This is a genomic window from Azospirillum aestuarii, from assembly GCF_016632405.1.
In the GTDB taxonomy this organism is placed as follows: Bacteria; Pseudomonadota; Alphaproteobacteria; order Azospirillales; family Azospirillaceae; genus Azospirillum; species Azospirillum aestuarii.
The window spans coordinates 190,544-210,442 of sequence record NZ_JAEPIV010000002.1; the positions used below are offsets into that span (position 1 = coordinate 190,544).

General features: G+C 68.8%; 17 protein-coding genes. 3 read left to right on the forward strand and 14 right to left on the reverse strand.

The window, feature by feature from the left end:
- The first annotated feature begins 18 nt into the window (after window positions 1-18).
- Window positions 19-561, forward strand: coding sequence for a hypothetical protein (locus JJL56_RS05565; RefSeq protein ID WP_145622600.1), 543 nt, complete (start codon window positions 19-21; stop codon window positions 559-561).
- A 295-nt stretch (window positions 562-856) separates the two neighbouring features.
- On the opposite strand, the gene JJL56_RS05570 is transcribed toward JJL56_RS05565, so the two are convergent.
- The 12 genes from JJL56_RS05570 to JJL56_RS05625 form a co-directional block, all read right to left on the reverse strand.
- Window positions 857-2,671, reverse strand: coding sequence for a carbohydrate-binding domain-containing protein (locus JJL56_RS05570; protein WP_247890433.1), 1,815 nt, complete (start codon window positions 2,669-2,671; stop codon window positions 857-859).
- Window positions 2,672-2,841: 170 nt separating this feature from the next.
- Complete coding sequence (gene recN, locus JJL56_RS05575; RefSeq protein WP_200484487.1) at window positions 2,842-4,512, reverse strand: DNA repair protein RecN; 1,671 nt, start codon at window positions 4,510-4,512, stop codon at window positions 2,842-2,844.
- An 8-nt stretch (window positions 4,513-4,520) separates the two neighbouring features.
- A complete protein-coding gene (locus JJL56_RS05580) occupies window positions 4,521-5,339 on the reverse strand; it encodes an outer membrane protein assembly factor BamD (protein WP_145622605.1) in 819 nt (272 codons plus the stop codon).
- 154 nt (window positions 5,340-5,493) lie between these two features.
- Window positions 5,494-6,231, reverse strand: a complete 738-nt coding sequence (locus JJL56_RS05585) for a protein phosphatase CheZ (RefSeq protein WP_145622607.1) — start codon at window positions 6,229-6,231, stop codon at window positions 5,494-5,496.
- Window positions 6,232-6,431: 200 nt separating this feature from the next.
- Window positions 6,432-7,568 carry a protein phosphatase CheZ gene (locus JJL56_RS05590; RefSeq protein ID WP_200484489.1) on the reverse strand — a complete coding sequence of 379 codons (1,137 nt, stop codon included), beginning with the start codon at window positions 7,566-7,568 and terminating at the stop codon, window positions 6,432-6,434.
- A gap of 3 nt (window positions 7,569-7,571) precedes the next feature.
- Window positions 7,572-7,937, reverse strand: a complete 366-nt coding sequence (locus JJL56_RS05595; RefSeq protein ID WP_014241240.1) for a chemotaxis response regulator CheY — start codon at window positions 7,935-7,937, stop codon at window positions 7,572-7,574.
- A gap of 368 nt (window positions 7,938-8,305) precedes the next feature.
- The gene (locus tag JJL56_RS05600) at window positions 8,306-10,336 is read right to left on the reverse strand and encodes a M24 family metallopeptidase (RefSeq protein WP_200484491.1); all 2,031 of its coding nucleotides are present in this window, start codon (window positions 10,334-10,336) and stop codon (window positions 8,306-8,308) included.
- A 104-nt stretch (window positions 10,337-10,440) separates the two neighbouring features.
- Window positions 10,441-10,902 carry a tellurite resistance TerB family protein gene (locus tag JJL56_RS05605; protein WP_145622614.1) on the reverse strand — a complete coding sequence of 154 codons (462 nt, stop codon included), beginning with the start codon at window positions 10,900-10,902 and terminating at the stop codon, window positions 10,441-10,443.
- 67 nt (window positions 10,903-10,969) lie between these two features.
- Window positions 10,970-11,884, reverse strand: coding sequence for a 50S ribosomal protein L11 methyltransferase (locus JJL56_RS05610; RefSeq protein WP_145622616.1), 915 nt, complete (start codon window positions 11,882-11,884; stop codon window positions 10,970-10,972).
- A gap of 97 nt (window positions 11,885-11,981) precedes the next feature.
- Complete coding sequence (locus JJL56_RS05615) at window positions 11,982-12,371, reverse strand: GxxExxY protein (RefSeq protein WP_145622618.1); 390 nt, start codon at window positions 12,369-12,371, stop codon at window positions 11,982-11,984.
- A gap of 74 nt (window positions 12,372-12,445) precedes the next feature.
- Window positions 12,446-13,684 carry a hypothetical protein gene (locus tag JJL56_RS05620; protein ID WP_247890434.1) on the reverse strand — a complete coding sequence of 413 codons (1,239 nt, stop codon included), beginning with the start codon at window positions 13,682-13,684 and terminating at the stop codon, window positions 12,446-12,448.
- A gap of 94 nt (window positions 13,685-13,778) precedes the next feature.
- Window positions 13,779-16,118, reverse strand: coding sequence for an ATP-dependent helicase (locus JJL56_RS05625; protein ID WP_200484493.1), 2,340 nt, complete (start codon window positions 16,116-16,118; stop codon window positions 13,779-13,781).
- Window positions 16,119-16,680: 562 nt separating this feature from the next.
- On the opposite strand from JJL56_RS05625, the gene JJL56_RS05630 reads away from it, so the two are divergent.
- Window positions 16,681-17,370 carry a LuxR C-terminal-related transcriptional regulator gene (locus tag JJL56_RS05630; RefSeq protein ID WP_145622623.1) on the forward strand — a complete coding sequence of 230 codons (690 nt, stop codon included), beginning with the start codon at window positions 16,681-16,683 and terminating at the stop codon, window positions 17,368-17,370.
- 245 nt (window positions 17,371-17,615) lie between these two features.
- The gene (locus JJL56_RS05635) at window positions 17,616-18,278 is read left to right on the forward strand and encodes a LuxR C-terminal-related transcriptional regulator (RefSeq protein ID WP_145623322.1); all 663 of its coding nucleotides are present in this window, start codon (window positions 17,616-17,618) and stop codon (window positions 18,276-18,278) included.
- A gap of 27 nt (window positions 18,279-18,305) precedes the next feature.
- Here the strand turns inward: JJL56_RS05635 and JJL56_RS05640 are convergent, their stop codons facing one another.
- Both JJL56_RS05640 and JJL56_RS05645 read right to left on the reverse strand, forming a co-directional pair.
- Window positions 18,306-19,076, reverse strand: a complete 771-nt coding sequence (locus tag JJL56_RS05640) for an alpha/beta fold hydrolase (protein ID WP_200484495.1) — start codon at window positions 19,074-19,076, stop codon at window positions 18,306-18,308.
- Window positions 19,077-19,288: 212 nt separating this feature from the next.
- Window positions 19,289-19,849, reverse strand: coding sequence for a hypothetical protein (locus JJL56_RS05645; RefSeq protein ID WP_145622627.1), 561 nt, complete (start codon window positions 19,847-19,849; stop codon window positions 19,289-19,291).
- Window positions 19,850-19,899 lie beyond the last annotated feature (50 nt).

Consider the following 19,899-nt stretch of genomic DNA (forward strand, 5'->3'; position numbering starts at 1 on the left):
CGTGAACGGATGTGCTGTATGAACGAGCCGACCAGCCGTGCGACCGCCGGCAACCTGACCGCCGGCAGCCTGACCATCGACGATCGATTCGTCATCGCCGCGGCGCTTGACCGTATCCTGTACGACGATCCCGACCATTTCGCGACGGAGGACGCGCGCCTGCTGCGCCGCATGATCCCGCGCACCCGCTCCCCCTGGCTACGGCTGGGCTTCCGCGCGGAAAGCCAAGGGCCATCCATGTCGGGCCGTGCCGCCGGCGTCGGCGACGTCAAGATGGACGGCGACAAGAAGGTGGTCGAGGGCGGCGTGGGCGAGGCCCCGGTCTGGCGGTGCGGCCAGTACAAGATCTCCAACCACGGCGACGACCTGGAGATCTGGCAGGTGATGAGCGATGAGTTCGCGGAGGAACCGAAGGGCGCCCGCCTGGAATACGGCTCCACCGGCGCCCCGGAACGCCTGACCTTCTTCCAGCCCCGCGACCTGGAGCTGAGGATTCCCTTCACCGGCATCGCGGTCGGACTTCGCCTGGGTGGCTGGCAGCCCTGGAAGCGCGCCGCCTGACACCGGCATGGGCCTGCGCCCGCTTGCCGCACACAACGGTATCAGAGCGTTCCGGCAGTGAATCCCCAGACGGCCGACAAGCGCTGCCCAGCGACCTCTTTGCAAATAACTCCAACACGAGGCCAGCCAGTCCGCCGACTGGCCGACGGCGCGCGGTCGGTCATTGCGTCGGTCGAGGACGCCTTCCACATCACCGCTCAGTTGACCGGGACGACGGAGGAATTGCGCGCCGCGCCGGACAGGTCACTGCCACACATGATGCCCCTGCGCCAGGCGGCGTGACGGGCGTCCCGCCTCAGGCGGCGTCGAACGGGTGCAGCGGGTCGGGATGATGGTCCATCAGCGCGGCGTGGGCATAGGCATCCGCCGTCAGGCCGACGTCCGCCATGGCGAAGGCGGCATCCGCATGGACCGGCGCCGCAGCCTCCAGCCCCTGGGCGACAAGGTGCTGCCACACGGTGTCCTGCCCGTCCGTGGACAGGGCCGAGGCCACAGCGGCCGTCCCGGCGGAGGGGAACCATGACTTGCCGGCGTCGACCACCAGCGTGCCGTTCCACCACAGGCCGGCCTGCCCCTTCACCACGTCCTTCCCGTCGAGCGCGCCCTTGTCGTAGGTGACGTTCGACGCCGTGGGAGCGACGGCGTGGCCGTTGATGGTGACCGTGTTGACGAACAGCGAACGGTCCTGGCCGTTCACCACGGCGTCGTTGTCGTACTGGACCTGCACCTTGTGCGCCTGATCGGCGGTCAGGTTGGTGGCGAAGGTGAAATCCTTGGCCGCGGTGCCGACGGTGGCGCCGCCGATGGCCTTGCCGTCCACCAGCAGGTTGAAATGGGCGTTGACCCCGCCCGCCGCGGCACCGGAGGCGTTGACCGTGATCGTCGTGTTGGCAGGCGCATCCTGAGCCGGGAAATCCTTCGCCGGAGCATCGACCACCAGCGTGCCGCCCCACCACATCGACGACTGGCCCTTCACCACGTCCTTGCCGTCGAGAGCGCCCTTGTCGTAGGTGACGTTGGTGGCGGTCGGGCTGTGGGCGGTGCCGTTGATGGTGACCGTGTTGACGAACAGGTTGCGGTCCTGCCCGTTCACGAAGCCGTCGTTGTCGTACTGGACCTGGACCTTATGGGCCTGGTCGGCGGTCAGGTTGGTGGTGAAGCTGTAATCCTTGGCCGCCGAATCCACCGTGGCCTGCCCCACCGTCTTGCCGTCCACCAGCAGCTTGAAATGCGCGTTCACCCCACCCGCCGGGGCGCCGGAGGCGTTGACGGTGATCGTCGTGGCGCTCTGCGCCGTGGGGACCGGAGCCGACTGGGCGATCTTGGCCAGCAGGGCGTCGGTGTCCAGCTCGAAATAGCCGGCGGTGCCCATGGCCTTGCCGGTGCTGCGGGCGAGATCGAGGAACTCCGCCTGGGTCAGCCGGCTGCCGGTCTGCTCCACCCACGCCTGTTGCGCCTGCGCCACCGCCGCGGTAACCGCCGGGGCGGCGAAGGAGGAGCCGTTTGCGGTGTAGGTGACGCCCGAGAGATTGGTGATCCGCACGTCGGTGCCGTCGGCGCAGACATCGGTCAGGGACGGGCTGCGCTGCGCCCAGGACGGGAACGCTCCGTCGCCGGTGGAGGCCGAGACGCAGATCTGGTTCACGTCGGCCGAGTAGCTGGACACGCTCTGCGTCGCCCCGCCGTCGCCGCTGTTGCCGGCGGCGGCCACGGTCAGCACGCGCTTGGCGGCGAGAGCGGCCAGCTCGTCGGAGATCGAGGTGGTGGCCGCGGTCGTCTGCGCCCCGCCGCCCAGCGACAGGTTCACCGCCGTGATGTTGTAGGCGTCGGCGTTGGCGACGACCCACTGCAGGGCCTTCTCGATGTTGGCCTCGCTGGCGCCGCTGCCGTCGTCGGGCATGACCTTCAGCGCGATGATGCCGACGTCGGGCGCGTTCTCCAGGATCTCCGCGGTGACGAGGGCGCCGTGCGTGTTCGCGTTGGCGACCATGACGTCGTTGTCGTTGCCGTAGAAGTCATGCTGGTAGACCAGCCGGCCCGTGCTCCAGGCGGAGGACAGGCCACTGTCGATCACGACGACGTTGCCGGCGGAAGCGGAGCTGTTCGACATCTTGCCAACCTTGTTCGTTCTTGGGCGAACGGCGCCCGTTTCCGGACGCGTTAGGCTGGACTATGCGTGTTTTTCTGTGGCCGCCGTATGACCGCTGCGGGCGATTGCTGTGACCTGGACGGGGGTTGTAGCCCACTCCCCTCCGGGGGAGAGGGGACAGAGGCGTTCCTCTACCCCCGCCCGGCGATCAGGCTGTCGGCGGCGGCGCGGGCCTCGGCGGTGACGGTGGCGCCGGACAGCATGCGGGCGATCTCCTCGCGGCGGTCGTCGCCGTCCAGTTCGACCACGCCGGTCGTCACCTGCTCGCCCTTCACCGACTTCTGCACCTTGAGGTGGATGGAGCCGCGGGCGGCGACCTGCGGGCTGTGGGTGACGACAAGCACCTGAAGCCCGTTGCCGAGCGTCGCCAGACGCTGGCCCACCGCGGCGGCGACGGCGCCGCCGATGCCGGTGTCCACCTCGTCGAACACCAGCGTGCCGACGGTCGAGGTCTGGGCCAGCACCACCTTCAGCGCCAGCATGAAGCGCGCCAGCTCACCGCCGGACGCGATCTTGTTCAGCGCGCCGGGGGGCGAGCCGGGGTTGGTGGCGACCTGGAAGGCCACGCGATCCATGCCGGCGGCGGTCCAGTCCGATTCGTCGGCCAGAGGCTCGACCAGCGTGCGGAACTTCGCCTTTTCCAGCTTCAGCGGGGCGAGTTCCGTGGCGACGGCGGCGTCCAGCCGCCCGGCGGCCTGCTGGCGCTCCCGGCTCAGCGACTCGGCGGCCTTGCGGTAGGCGTCGCGGGCAACCTCCGCCTCGCGGGCGAGACGGGCCAGCAGATCGCCCTGGTCCTCGATCAGCAGCAGCCGGTCGGCCATGTCCTTGCGCAGCGGAGCCAGCGCATCGACGTCCACCCCGTGCTTGCGGGCCGCGGCACGCAGAGCGAACAGCCGTTCCTCCAGCTTTTCCAGGGCCTGCGGGTCCATGTCCACGTCGGAGGAGACGGCCTGGAGGCCGGCGATGGCCTCCCCCGCCTCGGTCGCGGCGCGGTCGAGCGCGGCGATGACCGGGTCAAGCTTGCCGGCGGCCTTGTCGGCGATGCGGCTCAGTGTGCGGATGGCCGAGGACAGGGCGCGCTCCACCCCGCGGTCGCCCGACAGCTCCCCATAGGCAGTGTTCAGGGCGTCGACCAGCTTCTCCCGGTGCATCAGCACGGCGCGGGTCTCGGCCAGCTCCTCCTCCTCGCCGGCCTTGGGGGCGAGTGCGTCCAGCTCGGCGACGGCGTGGCGGAGATACTCCTCCTCCGAGCGGGCGCGGGCGATCTCGGCGGCGGCGTTGGCGCGCGCGTCCTCGACCTGCCTCCAGGCGCGGTGGGCGGCGGCGACCTGGGTGGCGTGGGCCGACAGGCCGGCGTAGGCGTCCAGCACGGTGCGGTGGGTCTGCGGATTCAGGAGGCCGTGGGTGTCGAACTGGCCATGGACCTCGACCAGCTCCTCCCCCAGCCGCTTCAGCAGGCCGACGCCGACCGCCTGGTCGTTGACCCAGGCGCGGCTGCGCCCGTCGGCGCTGACGGTGCGGCGGACGACCAGCCGTTCCTCGGGGTCGAGCCCCTGCTCCCTGAGGATGGCGAGCGCCGGATGATCGCCGGACAGATCGAACTCCGCCGTCACCGACGCCTGATCGGCGCCGTGGCGGACAAGGCCCGAATCGGCCCGCGCCCCCAGCGCCAGACCCAGCGCGTCGAGCAGGATCGACTTGCCGGCACCGGTCTCGCCGGTGAGGACGCACAGGCCCTTGCGGAAGCCCAGCCCCAGCCGTTCGATCAGGACGACGTCCCGGATCGTCAGCGACGCCAGCATGGATCGTCCTAGAACAGGGAGCTCCAGGCTCTGCTGATCCAGGACTTCTCGTTTCGCTCCGGACGCACGTTGGCGTCCACCAGCAGTGCGTAGCTGTCCGTGTACCATTCGCTGCCGGGGAAGTTGTGGCCGAGCACGGCGGCGGCGGTCTTCGCCTCGTCCGTGATTCCCAGCGCCAGATAGCACTCCACCAGCCGGTGCAGCGCCTCAGGGACGTGGGAGGTGGTCTGGTAGTTTTCAATCACCATGCGGAACCGGCCGATGGCGGCGGTGTACTGACCCTGCTTCAGATAGAAGCGCCCGACCTCCATCTCCTTGCCGGCGAGATGGTCGTTGGTCAGGTCGATCTTGATCTTGGCGTCGCGGGCGTACTGGCTGTCCGGGAAGCGGCGCACGACCTCCGACAGCGCGTCCAGCGCCAGACGGGTCATGCGCTGGTCGCGGCGGACGTCGGTGATCTGCTCGTAATAGGACAGCGCCCGCATGTAGTAGGCGTAGGAGACGTCGGGGCTGCCCGGATGAAGCTGGATGTAGCGGTCGAGCGCCAGGATCGCGTCGTCGTACTTCAGATCCTGGTAATGGGCGTAGGCCGCCATGATCTGTGCCTTGCCCGCCCATTCGGAATAGGGGTGCTGGCGCTCCACCTCGTCGTAGAGCTTGGCGGCGACCTTGAACCGCTCCTCCCGCATGGCGGCGTCGGCCTCTTGGTAGATCTGCTCGGCCGGGCGCTCGACATACTGGTCCTCGGGTTTGGTCGAGGAGCAGGCGGTCAGGGCGGAAGCCAGGAGGAGGGCCGCAAGCGGCAGACGGGAAAAACGGCAGGGCATGGTCGTCGCGATGCTTTCGAAGTTGGCCCTATATAGCACGCCGGGGCGCGGGGGCGGCAAGCCGCTTCGGCGAACAAATTTCGAACCTCGCCGCCATCATGCAGCCGGACGCTCCGGAACGGGGGCCGGGACGGGGGCGAAACAGGGGGGCCGATCAGCCGAACAGCGCGTCGATGTCGGCCTGGCTGATGTTGCCCATCTCCTGATGGTCGGCGGGGCCGTGCAGCTCCAGCGTCTCGTCCATCTTGGTGACGGTCGGCGGCAGGGGCATCGCCTCGAACTCGCGCTTGTTCCAGTGGCTCATCATCGCGTCGACGCGCTCTTCGATGAAGGACAGGGCGCGGACGACCTTGGTGATGCGCTGGCCGGTCAGGTCCTGGAAGTTGCAGGCCTCGTAGATGCGGACGATCACGTCGTTCATGTCGTTGACGCGGTCGGCGTGGTAGCCCTCCGGCAGCGACGACTTCAGCTCGTGAACGACCTCCTCCAGCTCCTCGGCGCAGGCCATGATGGTGTTGGTCGCCGCCTCCGTCGCCGAGACGACGGCGTTCAGTTCCTGCGACGCCTGCACGAACTTGTCGTCGCCGGCCAGCGGGTGGCGGATCGCCGCCATCTCCACCTTGGTGGCCTTGATCCGGCCCGAGATGTCGGCGATCTCGACCTGGATCTGGTCGATCTGCTGGGCGTCCATGGTCAGGAAGCGGTCGAGCTTCGCGCCGAGGTCGCCGATGGCGCGGATGACGTCGCTGTTGTCCACGGCGACCGGGCCGGACGGCAGCGACGCCAGCGCCGGCGCCAGGGCGGTGGCGTCATCCACCACCGCCTGATAGGGATTGCCGGTCCGGCGGGCCTTCTGAAGCTCCGCCATGAAGGGTTTCGAAAGATTCCTCATGCGGGCTGCGCCTCTTTCCGAGTGGACGTCCGGGGCATCCGCGCACGCCGGCCCGTCTGGTCAGGACTGCCCGCCAAGGCCGGCATCGGCCCGGCGGGCGACGATCGTCATAACAAACTTCACGTCCCAATTCGCCAGCCGATTGGCGCGGCGGCAACTCTTCACAAATCCGACGCCGGACCGTCTTGTTGACCGTGAGGTCAGCCGAACAGGGCGTCGATGGCCGCCTGATCGAGCGGCGCCGGAGGCTCGTCCGCCGCGGGCGGTGGGGCCGCGGCCGGCTTGTCCATCGGCTTGGGGGCCGCCGGCTTCGGGACGGGCTTGGCCGCCGAGGCGGGCTTCGGCACCGGCTTCTTGGCGGCGGGGGCCGCAGCCGGGGCGGAAGCCGGTGGCGCCGCGGCCGGGGCCGGGGCGGGAGCCGGACTGTCGAACAGGCTGTCGATGTCGGCCTGGCTGGCCTTCGCCGGAGCAGCTGGGGCCGGGGCCGGGCTGTCGAACAGGCTGTCGATGTCGGCCTGACTCGCCTTGGCTCCGGTCTGGGCCGCCGGGGTGGGAGCCGGAGCGGGCGCGGGTGGCGGTTCGGGAGCCGGCGGCGGAGGCGATGCCGCCATCGCCGGACTGTCGAACATGCTGTCCACGTCGGCCTGGCTGACGCCGAGACCGTCGAGCTGGGGACCGTTCAGCAGGTGTGCGTCCGGCCGGGTGTCCGTGTTTTCTTGCGCGATCTGGAGGCCGGCGAGCTTCTCGACACCCCAGATGTTGATCATCGCGTTGACGCGCTGCTCGATGTAGCGGAGCGCGTTGACCACCTTGCTGGTGCGCTGGCCGGTCAGGTCCTGGAACGAGCAGGCGGTGAAGATGTTCGTCACCTCCCCCTCGATCTCGGAGCACAGGCCGGGGTCGGCGCCATCCGCCTTCAGCTTGCCCGACAGGTCCATCAGCCGCTCGGCGGCGTTCAGGATCTCGAAGGACGCGCGTTCGGTCGAGATGACGATGGCATCCAGCTCGTTGGTGGCCGAGGTGATCTTGTCGCCGCCGCCGTCGGGCGGACGCAGGGCTGCAACCTCGCGCCGCGCCTGCTCGATGGAGGCCGCCATCTCCATCAGCTCCAGCCGCAGCACCTCGACGTGCTTGGCCGCCTCCACCACCTCGCTCTGCTGATGCCAGGAGTTGCGGAACTCCAACAGCATCTTGCGCACCTCCTCCGCCGCGGCCCCATGGGCCCGGCGGTGGAAGCGGCGCAGGAAGGCTCGCCCCTTTGTGGTGCGGGCGATCGCTTCCTCGATCTGGTCGAACTCTTCCTCGGAAAGCTGCGGAAGCTGATCCAACCCAACCACTCCTTACCCGCCGATGACGGCCTGGATCTTCTGCTTCAGGGTATCGGCGTTGAAAGGCTTGACGATGTAGTTGTTCACACCGGCCTGCTTGGCGGCGATCACGTTCTCGGTCTTGCTTTCTGCGGTGACCATGATGAACGGGGTCGAGGCGAGCTTGGCGTCGGCGCGGATCTCCTTGAGGAGCTGCAGGCCGGTCATCGGCTCCATGTTCCAGTCGGAAATGATGAGGCCGAACTTGCTCTCGCGCAGCTTCTGCAGGGCCGAGACGCCGTCGCCGGCCTCGTCGATGTCCGTGTAGCCGATCTGGGTCAGGAGGTTCCGCACGATGCGCCGCATGGTGGCGTAGTCATCGACGACAAGGATCTTCATCTACGCGTCTCCGCATTCTTCCGTTGCTAGGCCCCGGCCCGGCGTTCAGCCCGCCCGGCGCGGCATGGCGTGCGCCGAGGTCGGTCTGGTCCGACTGTGATGCCTTAAGTCTGCCGAAAAGTCATCCCTCACGGCCACAGTGACGTACGCCCGTAAATATCGGGTTACCAAGACCGCCGAATTTCCGCCGCGCCACGACGCGATGAGGCATCGCTTGAAGGCACGGACGCGCGTCCGGCGGCGGTCCGATCAGACATGTCCCTGCGCCGGGTGGGGACCTTGCCAGATTTCACAGTCGAACGCACGGGCTGATTCTCGCCCCGTGCGCCGTCCACCCGCCGGCAAAGGTACATCCCCGGCCACTTCCCTCAGACGATGATTGGGGATGTCGCCTGTCTCAACCAATGCGACACTTCGACATCCCCATCACCCGCAAGCCGTGGCTCCAGCGCCTCGCGCACCTGCGTTTGATAGGCGTTCAGCCAGGCGATCTCCGCCTGGGTCAGCAGCGCCGGCTCGACCAGATTGCGGTCGATGGGGGCCAGGGTCAGCACCTCGAACCCCAGCATGGGCCGTTCCGCCATCGGCAGTTCGAGCGGCTGGACGACGATCAGGTTCTCGATGCGGATGCCGTAGGCGCCGGTCTTGTAGTAGCCGGGCTCGTTGGACAGGATCATGCCGGGCTGCAGCGCCACGCTGTTCGGCACCTTGGAGATCCGCTGCGGCCCCTCATGCACCGACAGGTAGCTGCCCACCCCGTGGCCGGTGCCGTGGTCGTAGTCGAGACCCAGCGACCACAGCGGCAGGCGGGCCAGTGTGTCGAGCTGCGACCCGGTGGTGCCGCGCGGGAAGCGCGCCGTGCTGACGGCGATGTGGCCCTTGAGCACCAGCGTGAAGCGCTCGCGCATTTCCGGGGTCGGCGCGCCGATGGCGATGGTGCGCGTCACGTCGGTGGTGCCGTCCTGATACTGGGCGCCGCTGTCCAGCAGGAACAGGCTGCCCGGCTCCAGCCGGCGGTCGGTCGCCTCCGAGACGCGGTAATGGACGATGGCGCCGTTCGGCCCCGCCCCGGAGATCGTGTCGAAGCTGAGGCCGCGGAAGCGGTCGTTGGCGCGGCGGAAAGCCAGCAGCCGCTCCGCCGCCGCGATCTCCGTCACGGTGCCCGACGGCGCCTCCTGCGACAGCCAGTGCAGGAAGCGGACGAGCGCCGCGCCGTCGCGGGCGTGGGCGGCACGGGTGCCGGCCAGCTCCGCCTCGTTCTTGCAGGCCTTGGGCAGGGCGCAGGGGTCGGGGTCACGCTCCAGCTTGGCGCCGGCCATGTGCAGCCGGTCGAAGATCCAGGCCGACGTGCCGGCCGGGTCGGCCAACACCTTGCGCCCCTCGCGCCCCAGCCCGTCGAGCGCGGCGCCCAGCTCGTCCGGGGCACGCACGGCGACTTGGTTGCCGAGGTGGGCCTCGACGCCCGGCGCCAGCTTGCGACGGTCGATGAACAGGTCCACCTGCCCGTCGTCCTTCAGGATCGCGAAGGACAGGGGCAGCGGCGTGCAGGGCACATCGGCGCCGCGCAGGTTGAGCAGCCACGCGATGGAGTCGGGCTGGGTCAGCACCACGGCGCCGATGCCGCTGCGCGTCAGGTCGCCGGCGATGCGGGCGCGCTTGTCGGCGGCGCTGTCCCCGGCGAAGGCGATGTCCTGGGCGACCACCGGGGCGAGCGGGGGCGGGGGCTGGTCTGTCCACACGCGGTCCACCGGGTTGTCCGGGCAGGGCACCAGCGACAGGCCGATGCGCTCCAGCTGCTGGCGGGTGCGCTCCACCCAGCCGGCGGTGTGCAGCCACGGATCGTAGCCGAGCCGTCCGCCGCGCGGCAGCGCGTCCCCCGCCCATTCGGTCAGCGGATCGTCGACCAGATGCCGGTATTCGTAGAGATCGCCCGACACCTCCGCCTGGACCTGGAGTGTGTAGCGCCCATCCACGAAGATGGCGGCGCGCTGCCGCCCCACGATGGCGTGGCCGGCCGACCCGGTGAATCCGGTCAGCCAGGCCAGCCGCTGGGCCCGCGGCGGCACATACTCGCCCTGATGCTCGTCGCCGCGCGGAACGATGAAGCCGTCGAGGTCGGCGCGCGCCAGGACGCCGCGCAGGGCGGCGATGCGGGAGGCGTAATCCGGCGCCTCGGCGACACGGCCGTCGGCAAGGTCGGCCTTCAGGGCGCGGAGCTGACCGGCGAGATCCTCCGGAAGCCGCGTCCCGACCAGAATCATCCAGCCGTCGGGGTCTTCCCCCTCCGGCGCGGCGAGCACCCCGGCGACGAGGCTGCGGATGTCCGCGGGGGTTTGGGACAGGCCCGCTTGGGCCAGAAGCTGCGCCAGGGTTTCGTCGCCGCGGTAAGCGCTGGACACGGGGGCTGATCCTCATCCGGTGAAGCCGACCGCGACAGGCTAGGCAGGGATGCCGCACCGCGCAAGCGCGGGAATGGGCATAGCCGCGTGAAAGACCGAAGCCTCTACAGCCCGGAATCGTCGGGCAGGCCCAGCCGCTCCAGGACGCGCTTGCGGGCGAGGCCGCGATCGACGTCGGGCACATGCAGCAGGCCGCCGATGCGGCGCAGCAGGTTGGCCTCCAGGTCGTTCAGCTCGCCGTCGGCGTAGGCGACCTCCCACAGCATCTCGATGATCCACAGCCGCTTGTCCGGCGGGCAATGGTCGTTGATCACCGTGACGTAGCGGTAGTAGGGCGAGGCGCCTTCCGTGTCGAACACGGCGGCGGACAGCAGGTCCTGCGCCTCTTCCTCGCTCAGATGGAAGTGGCGGCGGGTGACGTCGAGGATGCGCTCGCGCTCCGCCGGGGAAATGGTGTTGTCGGTGCGTGCGGCCTCGACCAGAAGGGCGGCGGCGGCGGCCTCCAGCCTGTGGCGGTCGTCGCCGGGGTCGTTATCCTGGAACAGCGCCCTGATCCGGTTCAGCATCGGTCCTCCGCGAGTCGTCCATCTGTCCGAAAGGAGATGGCGACGGGAGGACCGAAATCCAGGGGCCTCAGCCCTTTACGGCCTTCCGCTTCGGCCTCTTCACCACAAGGGTGGTCCATTCGCCGACCGGGATGCGCGCGACCAGATGCAGGCCCTGCGTGCGGTGCGCCTGGATGACGTGGCGCTCCTGCCGGTTCAGCAGGCCGGCCAGAACGGCCACGCCGCCGCGCTGCAGATGGCGCTTCAGCTGCGGCGCCATGCGGGCCAGCGGACGGGCCAGGATGTTGGCGGTGATCAGGCGGTAGGGCTTGTGCTTGCCCACCACGGCGGTGTGGTAGCCGTCGCCGCCCTGCGAGCGGATGCGGGCCTTCACCCCGTTGAGCGCGGCGTTGACGCGGGTGACGCGCACCGCCTCCGGGTCAATGTCCACGGCGGTGACGGGCACCCGCCAGCGCTTGGTCACCGCCAGCGCCAGGATGCCCGAGCCGCAGCCCATGTCGAGCGCCCCGCCCCGCCCGCGGTGCGGCAGCGTCATCCGGCGGGCCAACCGGTCCAGCGCCATCAGGCAGCCCTTGGTCGACCCGTGCTCGCCCGTGCCGAAGGCGGTGGCGGCGTCGACCAGCAGCGGGATGCTGCCCGCCGGGACAAGCCCCTCATGGTGGGAGCCGTGGACGAAGAAGCGCCCGGCCTGGATCGGCGGAAAGCCCTGATAGCTGTGCGACACCCAATCGATGAGGGGCAGTTCCTCGACGATCAGCTTCGGCTCGGGGATGCCCATGGCCTCGGCCAGAACGGCGACGCGGGCGTTCAGCCGCGGCTCGTCGGGCTGCCCGTAGACCGTCGCCTCGACCAGCCAGTCGCCGTGCTCCTCCAACTCGAAGGTCGACACCGCGTCGGCATGATCGCCAATCGCCTCGGCGAACGCGGGGGCGTGGGCTTCGGGAATGACGAGCGCGATGCGCCAGAGCTTGGAAGATGACATGGAGGACATCCGCTATCGGGGAAAATCGTCGCGACGGCGGCGGTTTTACCACCAAGACACAAAGACACAAAGATTTTCACAAAGCGGACCCGGCGGATCAGCACACCCTGCGTCGAACACCGTCCTTGAAGCGCGGGACGTTGAAATTCATCAGGAAGCCAAGACGATGCCCGGTCATCCGCAGATAGGTCAGAAGCTGTGCTTCATGGACCGGCAGGGTGTGCTCGACCGCCTTGATCTCAATGATGATTGCATCATCGACCAGCATGTCGATGCGAAACCCCTCGTCGATGCGTACATCGTCATAGAAGACGGGAACGATCATCTGACGCTTGACCGGAACGCCACGCTTGGACAGTTCGTGGGCAAGGCATGCCTCATACACGGATTCGAGCAACCCCGGCCCGAGACGGCTGTGAACCGTGTAGCCCGCATCCACCACCTCGCGCGATAAGGCGTTCAGCGCGGGAGATACGGCCTCATCCATGCGGAAACATCCTTCGTGAAATTCTTAGTGCCTTCGTGTCTTCGTGGTATCCCCTCGCCCGTTCCAACACTCCCTCACCGTCCTGACAGCCGGTCCGCGATGTCGTGCATCCCCTGTTCGCGTAGGATCGCCTGACGGTGGCGGATCAGGCGGCGGGCCAGCGCTTTCTCCGCCTCGGCACCACCGAGCAGGCGCCCCTGCGGATCGCGCAGATGGGTGGCGAGGTGGTCGGCCAGCAGCGCCTCCTTCTTCGGGTCGCGGCGGTCGAGCGGCTGGGTGCCGTTCAGTGATTGCTGGATGCGCTCCAGCAGAACGGCGCGGCAGCACGGTGCGCGCCCCTGGACGATCAACGCGCCGATGTGGGCCAGCAGGGGGCTCACCGGCTCGCTCTTCGGCTGCGGGTCGCGGCCCAGGATCAGGTCGGCCAGAGCGCACAACCCCAAGGCGAGGTTCGGCTGCGCGCCGAGAAGCTCCTTCACCAGCTCGGCGGAACCCAGCGCGTCGGCCATCACCCCGTCGAGCACAGCGAGGTGCCGCGGCTCCACGTCCGGCCCGATCAGGTCGAGCAGCATTTCCAGCTTGCCGGCCAGCGAATTGCGGTCGGCCAGATGGAGGGTGAGCTGGCTGAGGAAGGCGAAGTCGTGCCCCTCCTCCCCCACCGCCGCCGCCAAGGCGCGGCTGGACCGGGACAGGTCGGCGGGGTCGAAGGCCGGCAGCGCCTTGCGCTCGGCCTGGAAGTCGCGGGCGCGGGCCATCACCGCCTCGGCGAAACCCCGCAACTCGCGCGCCCGCGCCGGAACCGCGACGCCATGCCGGTCCGCGTGGTGGCGGGCCGCCGCCTGGAGCGCCGCGCCCAGCAGCAGTCCCTGCTCGTCCAGCTTGCGCAGGTAGGTCCAGGAATGGAGAAGCTCGGTCGGGGTGATGCGGAACTTGTCGAGGAAGGGGCGCAGCAGCCGGCCGGTGACCACCCGCGACTCGAACCCGTAAAGATCGCCGGGGGCCGTGCAATAAGGCGCCCCCTCCGCCGTGCCGCCCAGCGTCATCGGCTTGTCCTTAACCACCGGAACGGCCTTCTGGAAGATCACCGTCTCCAGCGACAGCCCAGCCAACGAGCGGAACTTGATGGCCTTGACCTCCTCCACCCCGCTGACCGCCAGCCAACTGCGGGCGGAGGCCAGGGCCCGGCGCTCGTCGTCGTAGGTCCCCTCGATCGTCCAGCGGCCCTCACGGCGGATCTGGACCTCGAAGGCGGTGCTGCTCTTGCCGAACACGAGGCGGGTTCCGTGGCTGTTGGTGCGATGTCTGGAACCCACCAGTAGCCGAACGCCGCCGCCGAACCTGTGACGACCGTCACCGCGGCGGGACGCTGCGGCAATCGGTCACCCTGCCCCGACCATCCCGCCTGCGTCAGCCCGCCTTCTCCGCCGGCACCACGAAGCTGTCCATCACCTTCTTGCTGCCGGCCTGGTCGAAGTCGATCTCCAGCTTGTCCTGGTCGACCGCCGTGACGGTGCCGTAGCCGAACTTCTGGTGGAACACCCGCGCTCCCTTCGGGAAGGGCGCGTTCGGACGCGCGCGCGGGGCGACCTGATAGGAACCGCTGTCCAGCGTGATGGTGCGCGGCGACGGGGGCTGCTGCCGGCCCGCCGCCTGCTGGCCGGCGCGGAAGGCGGCGTAGCTCGACGAGTCGCGGAAGCTCCCTCCCCCGCCAAATCCCCCGCCAGCGTTGCCGCCGGGGTAGAGGCCGCTCGCCGCCTCCGCCTCGACGTCGTCGCCGGGGATCTCCTCGACGAAGCGGGAGGGAATGGCGCTGACCCAGTTGCCGTAGAGCCGCCGGTTGGCGGCGTGGCTGATGTAGGCCCGCTTGCGCGCCCGGGTCAGCCCGACATAGGCGAGGCGGCGCTCCTCCTCCAGTCCGGCGATGCCGGTCTCGTCCAGAGCGCGCTGGTTGGGGAATACGCCCTCCTCCCAGCCGGGCAGGAAGACCATGTCGAACTCCAGCCCCTTGGCGCCGTGCAGGGTCATAACCGTGACCTGATCGACGCCGGCAGCCTCGGCGTTCTCCATGACCAGCGCGACATGCTCCAGGAAGCCCGACAGGTTCTCGAAATCCGCCATGGCGGTGACGAGTTCCTTCAGGTTCTCCAGCCGCCCCGGCGCCTCGGGCGTCTTGTCCTCCTGCCACATGCGGGTGTAGCCGGACTCGTCCAGCACCATGCGGGCCAGTTCGGTGTGCGGCATGGTCGCCGACAGGGCGCGCCAGCGGAAGAAGTCCTGAAGCAGGCCGCGCATCACGCCGCGGACCTTGGGCTTCAGCTCGTCCGTCTCGGTCAGCGCCCAGCCAGCCTCGGTCAGCGGCATCCCGCGCGACCGCGCCGCCTGATAGAGGCATTGCAGGGCCGCCGGGCCGACGCCGCGCTTGGGCACGTTGACGATCCGCTCGAAGGCCAGATCGTCGTCGGGCGAGTTGACGACGCGCAGATAGGCCAGCGCGTCGCGGATCTCCTGCCGCTCGTAGAAGCGCGGGCCACCGATCACCCGGTAGGGCAGGCCCAGCGTGATGAAGCGCTCCTCGAACTCGCGGGTCTGGAAGCCGGCGCGGACCAGGACGGCGATCTGGGCCAGCGAGACGCCCTGGCGCTGCAGCGCCTCGATCTCGTCGCCGACCCAGCGGGCCTCCTCCTCGCCGTCCCAGACGCCGCGCACGCGCACCGGCTCGCCGCCGTCCGCCTGGGTCCACAGCGTCTTGCCGAGCCGCCCCTTGTTGTTGGCGATCAGGCCGGAGGCCGCGGACAGGATGTGCCCGGTGGAGCGGTAGTTCTGCTCCAGCTTGACCACCTTGGCGCCGGGAAAGTCGGCGTCGAAGCGCAGGATGTTGCCGATCTCCGCGCCGCGCCAGGCGTAGATCGACTGGTCCTCGTCGCCGACGCAGCAGATGTTCTTCTGGGCCTGCGAGAGGATGCGCAGCCACAGATACTGGGCGACGTTGGTGTCCTGATACTCGTCCACCAGGATGTATTTGAACTTGCGGTGGTATTCCGCCAGCACGTCGGGGTGCTTCTGGAACAGCGTGATGTTGTGCAGCAGGAGATCGCCGAAGTCGCAGGCGTTCAGCGTGCGCAGCCGCTCCTGGTAGGCGCGGTAGAGCGCCACCACCCGCCCGCCGGCCACGTCGCCGCCGTCGCCCTCGTTCAGCCGGTCCGGGGTCAGGCCGCGGTCCTTCCAGCGCTCGATCACGCCCAGCACCTGCCGCGCCGGCCACTTCTTGGAATCGACGTTCGCCGCCTCCAGAAGCTGCTTGATCAGGCGGATCTGGTCGTCGGTGTCGAGGATGGTGAAGTTGGACTTCAGCCCCACCAGCTCCGCATGGCGGCGCAGGATGCGCGCGGCCAGCGCGTGGAAGGTGCCGAGCCACCAGCCCTCCGGCTCGATCCCCATCAGATGGGCGACGCGCTCCCGCATCTCGCGGGCGGCCTTGTTGGTGAAGGTCACCGCCAGGATCTGGAAGGCGGCGGCGCGGCGCGTCATCAGCAGATGGGCCAGCCGGGTGGTCAGAACGCGCGTCTTGCCCGTGCCGGCGCCGGCCAGCACCAGCACCGGGCCGTCCAGAGCCTCGACCGCCTCGCGCTGCACGGGGTTCAGCCCGTCCAGATAGGCGAAACGCTGCGCCGGCGCGGTGGCCGGGGCGCCCGCCTGGCTGAGGGGATCATGGCCCAGCGGATCGTCGTAGGCGTAGGGGTCGGACATGCGGCACCGGAATTCCTGGGCGGGCTCCCCCGCGGTCGGGAGACGCCCTTCATCGAAAGAGGACACCGTATATAGCACGCCCCCCGGCGCATCGAACCCCTTCCCTTGACGGAACGACCGGGGCACCCCGCCAATGGGCATGGAACTAGGCCCATGGGCCGGGATACGCGCGGCCGGCACTATGACTCACACCATGACGCCGGTCTTATCACAATGGCCCGAAGTCACATCGGCCATAGAAGCCCAAGAATCACCCGCAGTCACAGACAAATCACAGGCTGAACCGAATTCAGGTCAGATTGATTATTCCCGGTGAGACATTCGTGAATGGTTCGTCGGACGGTTTGTCTTATTTCGGCTTAGGGCATATGCCCATTGCGAGACATAATTTTTCCTTTGGGGAAATTTTCTGTTCCGCAAATCCGGGGTAAGGTCCAATCAGATCGTGGCACCCCGGAACCAAACGGACAGCCGCGGAGAGCGGCCCTCCCCCCGGACCGGATGTCCACGGAGGCGCCAGACGAACGACCGAATTGAAACAAGCAGAGGGCGGGTAGGAACAATGGACCCCGTGAACGTTTTCCTGATCGACGCGAACAAGCTCTTCCGCGAAGGCATGAAGCGTCTGTTCGAGAACACGCCCTTCAAGGTGATGGGCGAGGCAAGCACCCTGCGTGAGGGCGTCCCCGCGGTCGAGGCGGCGGGCACCCAGCCCGACCTGATCCTCATCGACCTCATCAACGGCGGCGAGGACGAGGCCGACCAGCTCCGCGCCCTGCGCGACGGCCATCCCGGCATCCGCGTCGTCATCCTGACCACCGACCTGTGCACCCGCCGTCTGTCGGGCGCGCTCGGCGCCGGCGCCCACGGCTACCTGATGAAGGACATCGCCTGCGAAGCGCTGATGCAGTCGCTGAAGCTGGTGATGATGGGCGAGAAGGTGTTCCCCACCCATCTGGCCGAGCTGCTGATCAACGGCCGCAGCGAGGAGCTGGCGACTGAGGTTCCGGCCCGCCGCAAGGGCCTGTCGCAGCGCGAGATCCAGATCCTGCGCTGCCTGCTGAGCGGCAACTCCAACAAGATGATCGCCAACCACCTCCACATCACGGAAGCGACGGTGAAGGTCCATCTGAAGAGCCTGCTGCGCAAGATCAACGCCTCCAACCGCACCCAGGCTGCGATCTGGGCGCTGAACAACGGCATCGGCGATCAGCCGGCGGAAGCCGCCGGGGTCAGCGCCGGCGCGGTCTGACCCATCCTTGCGGTTCTGCTTTCCCGGCACCCACGACGCCGGCCGCGCCATCCCGCGGCCGGCGTCGTGGCGTTCGGAGCACCCGTTTTGAGTGCAACGGCATGCCAAAAGTGGTGCGCCATAGGACCAAAGGCCCTCTTCCGCCTCGAAATGATGATGGCTATTTCCGCATTACGTTCCGAATTTGGTTGGATCGCAGCCCCGACACGATGAGCATCATGGAATCCAGCGCGGAAAAGCCGACCCTGAACGTTCTGCTTGCCGACGATCACCTGCTGTTCCGGGACGGGCTGCGGCGTCTGCTCGCCCAATCGGACGACAGCATGGTGTTTCACGAAGCGGGGACGTTCGACGACGTCCGCCGCCTGTGTGACGGCGCCATCGCCTTTGACCTGATCCTGCTGGATCTCGGCATGCCGGGGTGGAACGGCTTCTCCCTGCTCGGCGACATCCACCAGCGGCTTCCCAAGGCGCTGCTGGTCGTGGTTTCCGGATCGGAAAAGCGGTCGGACCTGCTGGCCGCGCTGGAGAATGGAGCCGCCGGTTTCATCCCGAAGTCGAGCAGCGCGAAGGTGCTGATGGGTGCCCTCCAACTCGTGCTCGCCGGGGGCGTCTATCTGCCGGAACAGGCGATCCGGGGCGACCGGATGACCGACAGCGCGCCGCACGCCGGCAACGGCGCGGCGGACGCCGATCCGCTGGGCTCCCTGGCGGACGGGGCGGGCGACCAGCTGACCCCGCGCCAGCGCGACGTGCTGAACCGCCTGCGCGACGGCAAGTCCAACAAGCAGATCGCGCATGAGCTGGGCCTGACCGAGGGCACGGTGAAGGTGCATGTGACCGCCATCCTGCGCCAGCTCGGCGTGCGCAACCGGACCCAGGCGGCGATCACCGCGAACGGTTTCTGACCGCCCCCCTTAAGACCTGTTCCTCTCTCAGGCCCCTCCCCGCTCCACCGAAGCGACCAACGCGGCCAGAGCGCCGCGGATGGCCGATTCGTGCTTGGCGGGCAGAACCTGCTGGCCGGGGACGGTCACCACGGTCAGGTTGCGGCATCCGGTCAGACGCTGTTCCAGAAAGGACGCGCCCGGAACGCCGTCCGGCATGTCCTTCCCCTGCACCAGGGTGACCGGCACGCGGACCGCGTCGAGCGCGGGCGCCATGGCCTGAAGCTCCGCCGCGCTGTCGCGGACGACCGGCGGCAGGATGCGGGCGGCGATGCGGCGCAACACGCCCGGCCGGGCAGCTTCCTCGGCCATCGGGTCGATCAGCAGAAGGCCGCCCACCAACTCCGGAAAATCCAGCACGGCCCGCAACGCCACCGGCACGCCGCCGCCGCTGCCGATCAGCAGCGGCTTGCGCGAGCGGCGGAGCGTCAGAAGCGGACGCAGCGCCGCCGCCGGCACGCCGGGGTCGCCGCCACGCAGGCGGGAGGCACCGCTGATCGGCGCCGGATCGGGCCGCGGCACCGCCACCCATTCCTGCCCCGCCGGAACGGCGCGCAGCAGGCGGGTCCAGGCCCTGGATTCGCTGGACGTCGCGTGGATCAGGATGATGCGCCGTCCGGCGGGATCGCCGGCGACGATGCAGCCCGGCCCCACCTCCCGCGATGCGCCGCAGCGTGCGGTTGGCGCCTCGCCGGGCGACGACGGCACGATGCCGAACGCGGCTCCCGCGGGCCGCCCGGCGCTGCTGTGTATGGTCAAGGCTCCGCTCCCCGATTCCCGAACACGTCGCGGAGATCGTCTCCGCCGATTGACAGGGAGCCTAATGGAGGGTTCGCAGCCTTGTCCCGTACCATAAAAAGGCCCGAAATGGCGCGAACGGTGGCTGCAAGTCACGAAAATCGCAGGTTTTTACCCCAATTGTTGTGCAGTCCCGCCATTCCTGGCGGAACCCGCACAATGACCTTGGAACGTCAGTGAATGGTGTTGCCGTCGGGGAGCGCTTCGACCGGACGGTCGTCGCGCGGCTCGGACGGACGGTGCAACTCGCGCATCAGATCCCGCCAGTCCGGCGACCCGCCGAGCTGCTGGATCAACTGCGTGGAAAAGGCGAAGACGGCCATCTCCAGCGGCCCGTTGTCCTCGGCATGGGCGTTGACGGTCAGGCAGGATTCCGCGGCGCTGACGAAAATGGCCGACGCGACGGCCACCCCCGGCCCCGGTTCGGGCAGCGGCACCGGTGTCGGAGCGGACCCGGTGGTGCGCAGGGCCGACAGGTTCTCCACCAGCAGGCGCGTGCGGATGGCGGTATCGATGGCCGCCCCCATGGTGTAGCCGGCCTCCGACTCCGCGGCGGAGCGCAGCAGGCGCAACCCCGCGATCACCCCGTGGGCGACGTCCGCGGTGCCGGCACGCTTGAGAGCCGCGGCGATGGCGGTGCCGAGAATGGCGGTGACCACCGGCGCCATGCTTTCGGCGTCGTCGCCCATGACGGCGGCGTCGGTGGACTCTTCGTGGTTCTGGACCTCGTTCATGCGGCCTCCGATCCGGTGATACCCTGGATGGCGTGCGGCGCGGACCCCGG

Bases quoted from the DNA above. Each gene is read 5' to 3' on its own strand.
- JJL56_RS05565 (WP_145622600.1), top strand. From the start codon at position 19: ATGAACGAGCCGACCAGCCGTGCGACCGCCGGCAACCTGACCGCCGGC.
- JJL56_RS05570 (WP_247890433.1), bottom strand. From the start codon at position 2,671: ATGTCGAACAGCTCCGCTTCCGCCGGCAACGTCGTCGTGATCGACAGT.
- recN (WP_200484487.1), bottom strand. From the start codon at position 4,512: ATGCTGGCGTCGCTGACGATCCGGGACGTCGTCCTGATCGAACGGCTG.
- JJL56_RS05580 (WP_145622605.1), bottom strand. From the start codon at position 5,339: ATGCCCTGCCGTTTTTCCCGTCTGCCGCTTGCGGCCCTCCTCCTGGCT.
- JJL56_RS05585 (WP_145622607.1), bottom strand. From the start codon at position 6,231: ATGAGGAATCTTTCGAAACCCTTCATGGCGGAGCTTCAGAAGGCCCGC.
- JJL56_RS05595 (WP_014241240.1), bottom strand. From the start codon at position 7,937: ATGAAGATCCTTGTCGTCGATGACTACGCCACCATGCGGCGCATCGTG.
- JJL56_RS05605 (WP_145622614.1), bottom strand. From the start codon at position 10,902: ATGCTGAACCGGATCAGGGCGCTGTTCCAGGATAACGACCCCGGCGAC.
- JJL56_RS05610 (WP_145622616.1), bottom strand. From the start codon at position 11,884: ATGTCATCTTCCAAGCTCTGGCGCATCGCGCTCGTCATTCCCGAAGCC.
- JJL56_RS05615 (WP_145622618.1), bottom strand. From the start codon at position 12,371: ATGGATGAGGCCGTATCTCCCGCGCTGAACGCCTTATCGCGCGAGGTG.
- JJL56_RS05625 (WP_200484493.1), bottom strand. From the start codon at position 16,118: ATGTCCGACCCCTACGCCTACGACGATCCGCTGGGCCATGATCCCCTC.
- JJL56_RS05630 (WP_145622623.1), top strand. From the start codon at position 16,681: ATGGACCCCGTGAACGTTTTCCTGATCGACGCGAACAAGCTCTTCCGC.
- JJL56_RS05645 (WP_145622627.1), bottom strand. From the start codon at position 19,849: ATGAACGAGGTCCAGAACCACGAAGAGTCCACCGACGCCGCCGTCATG.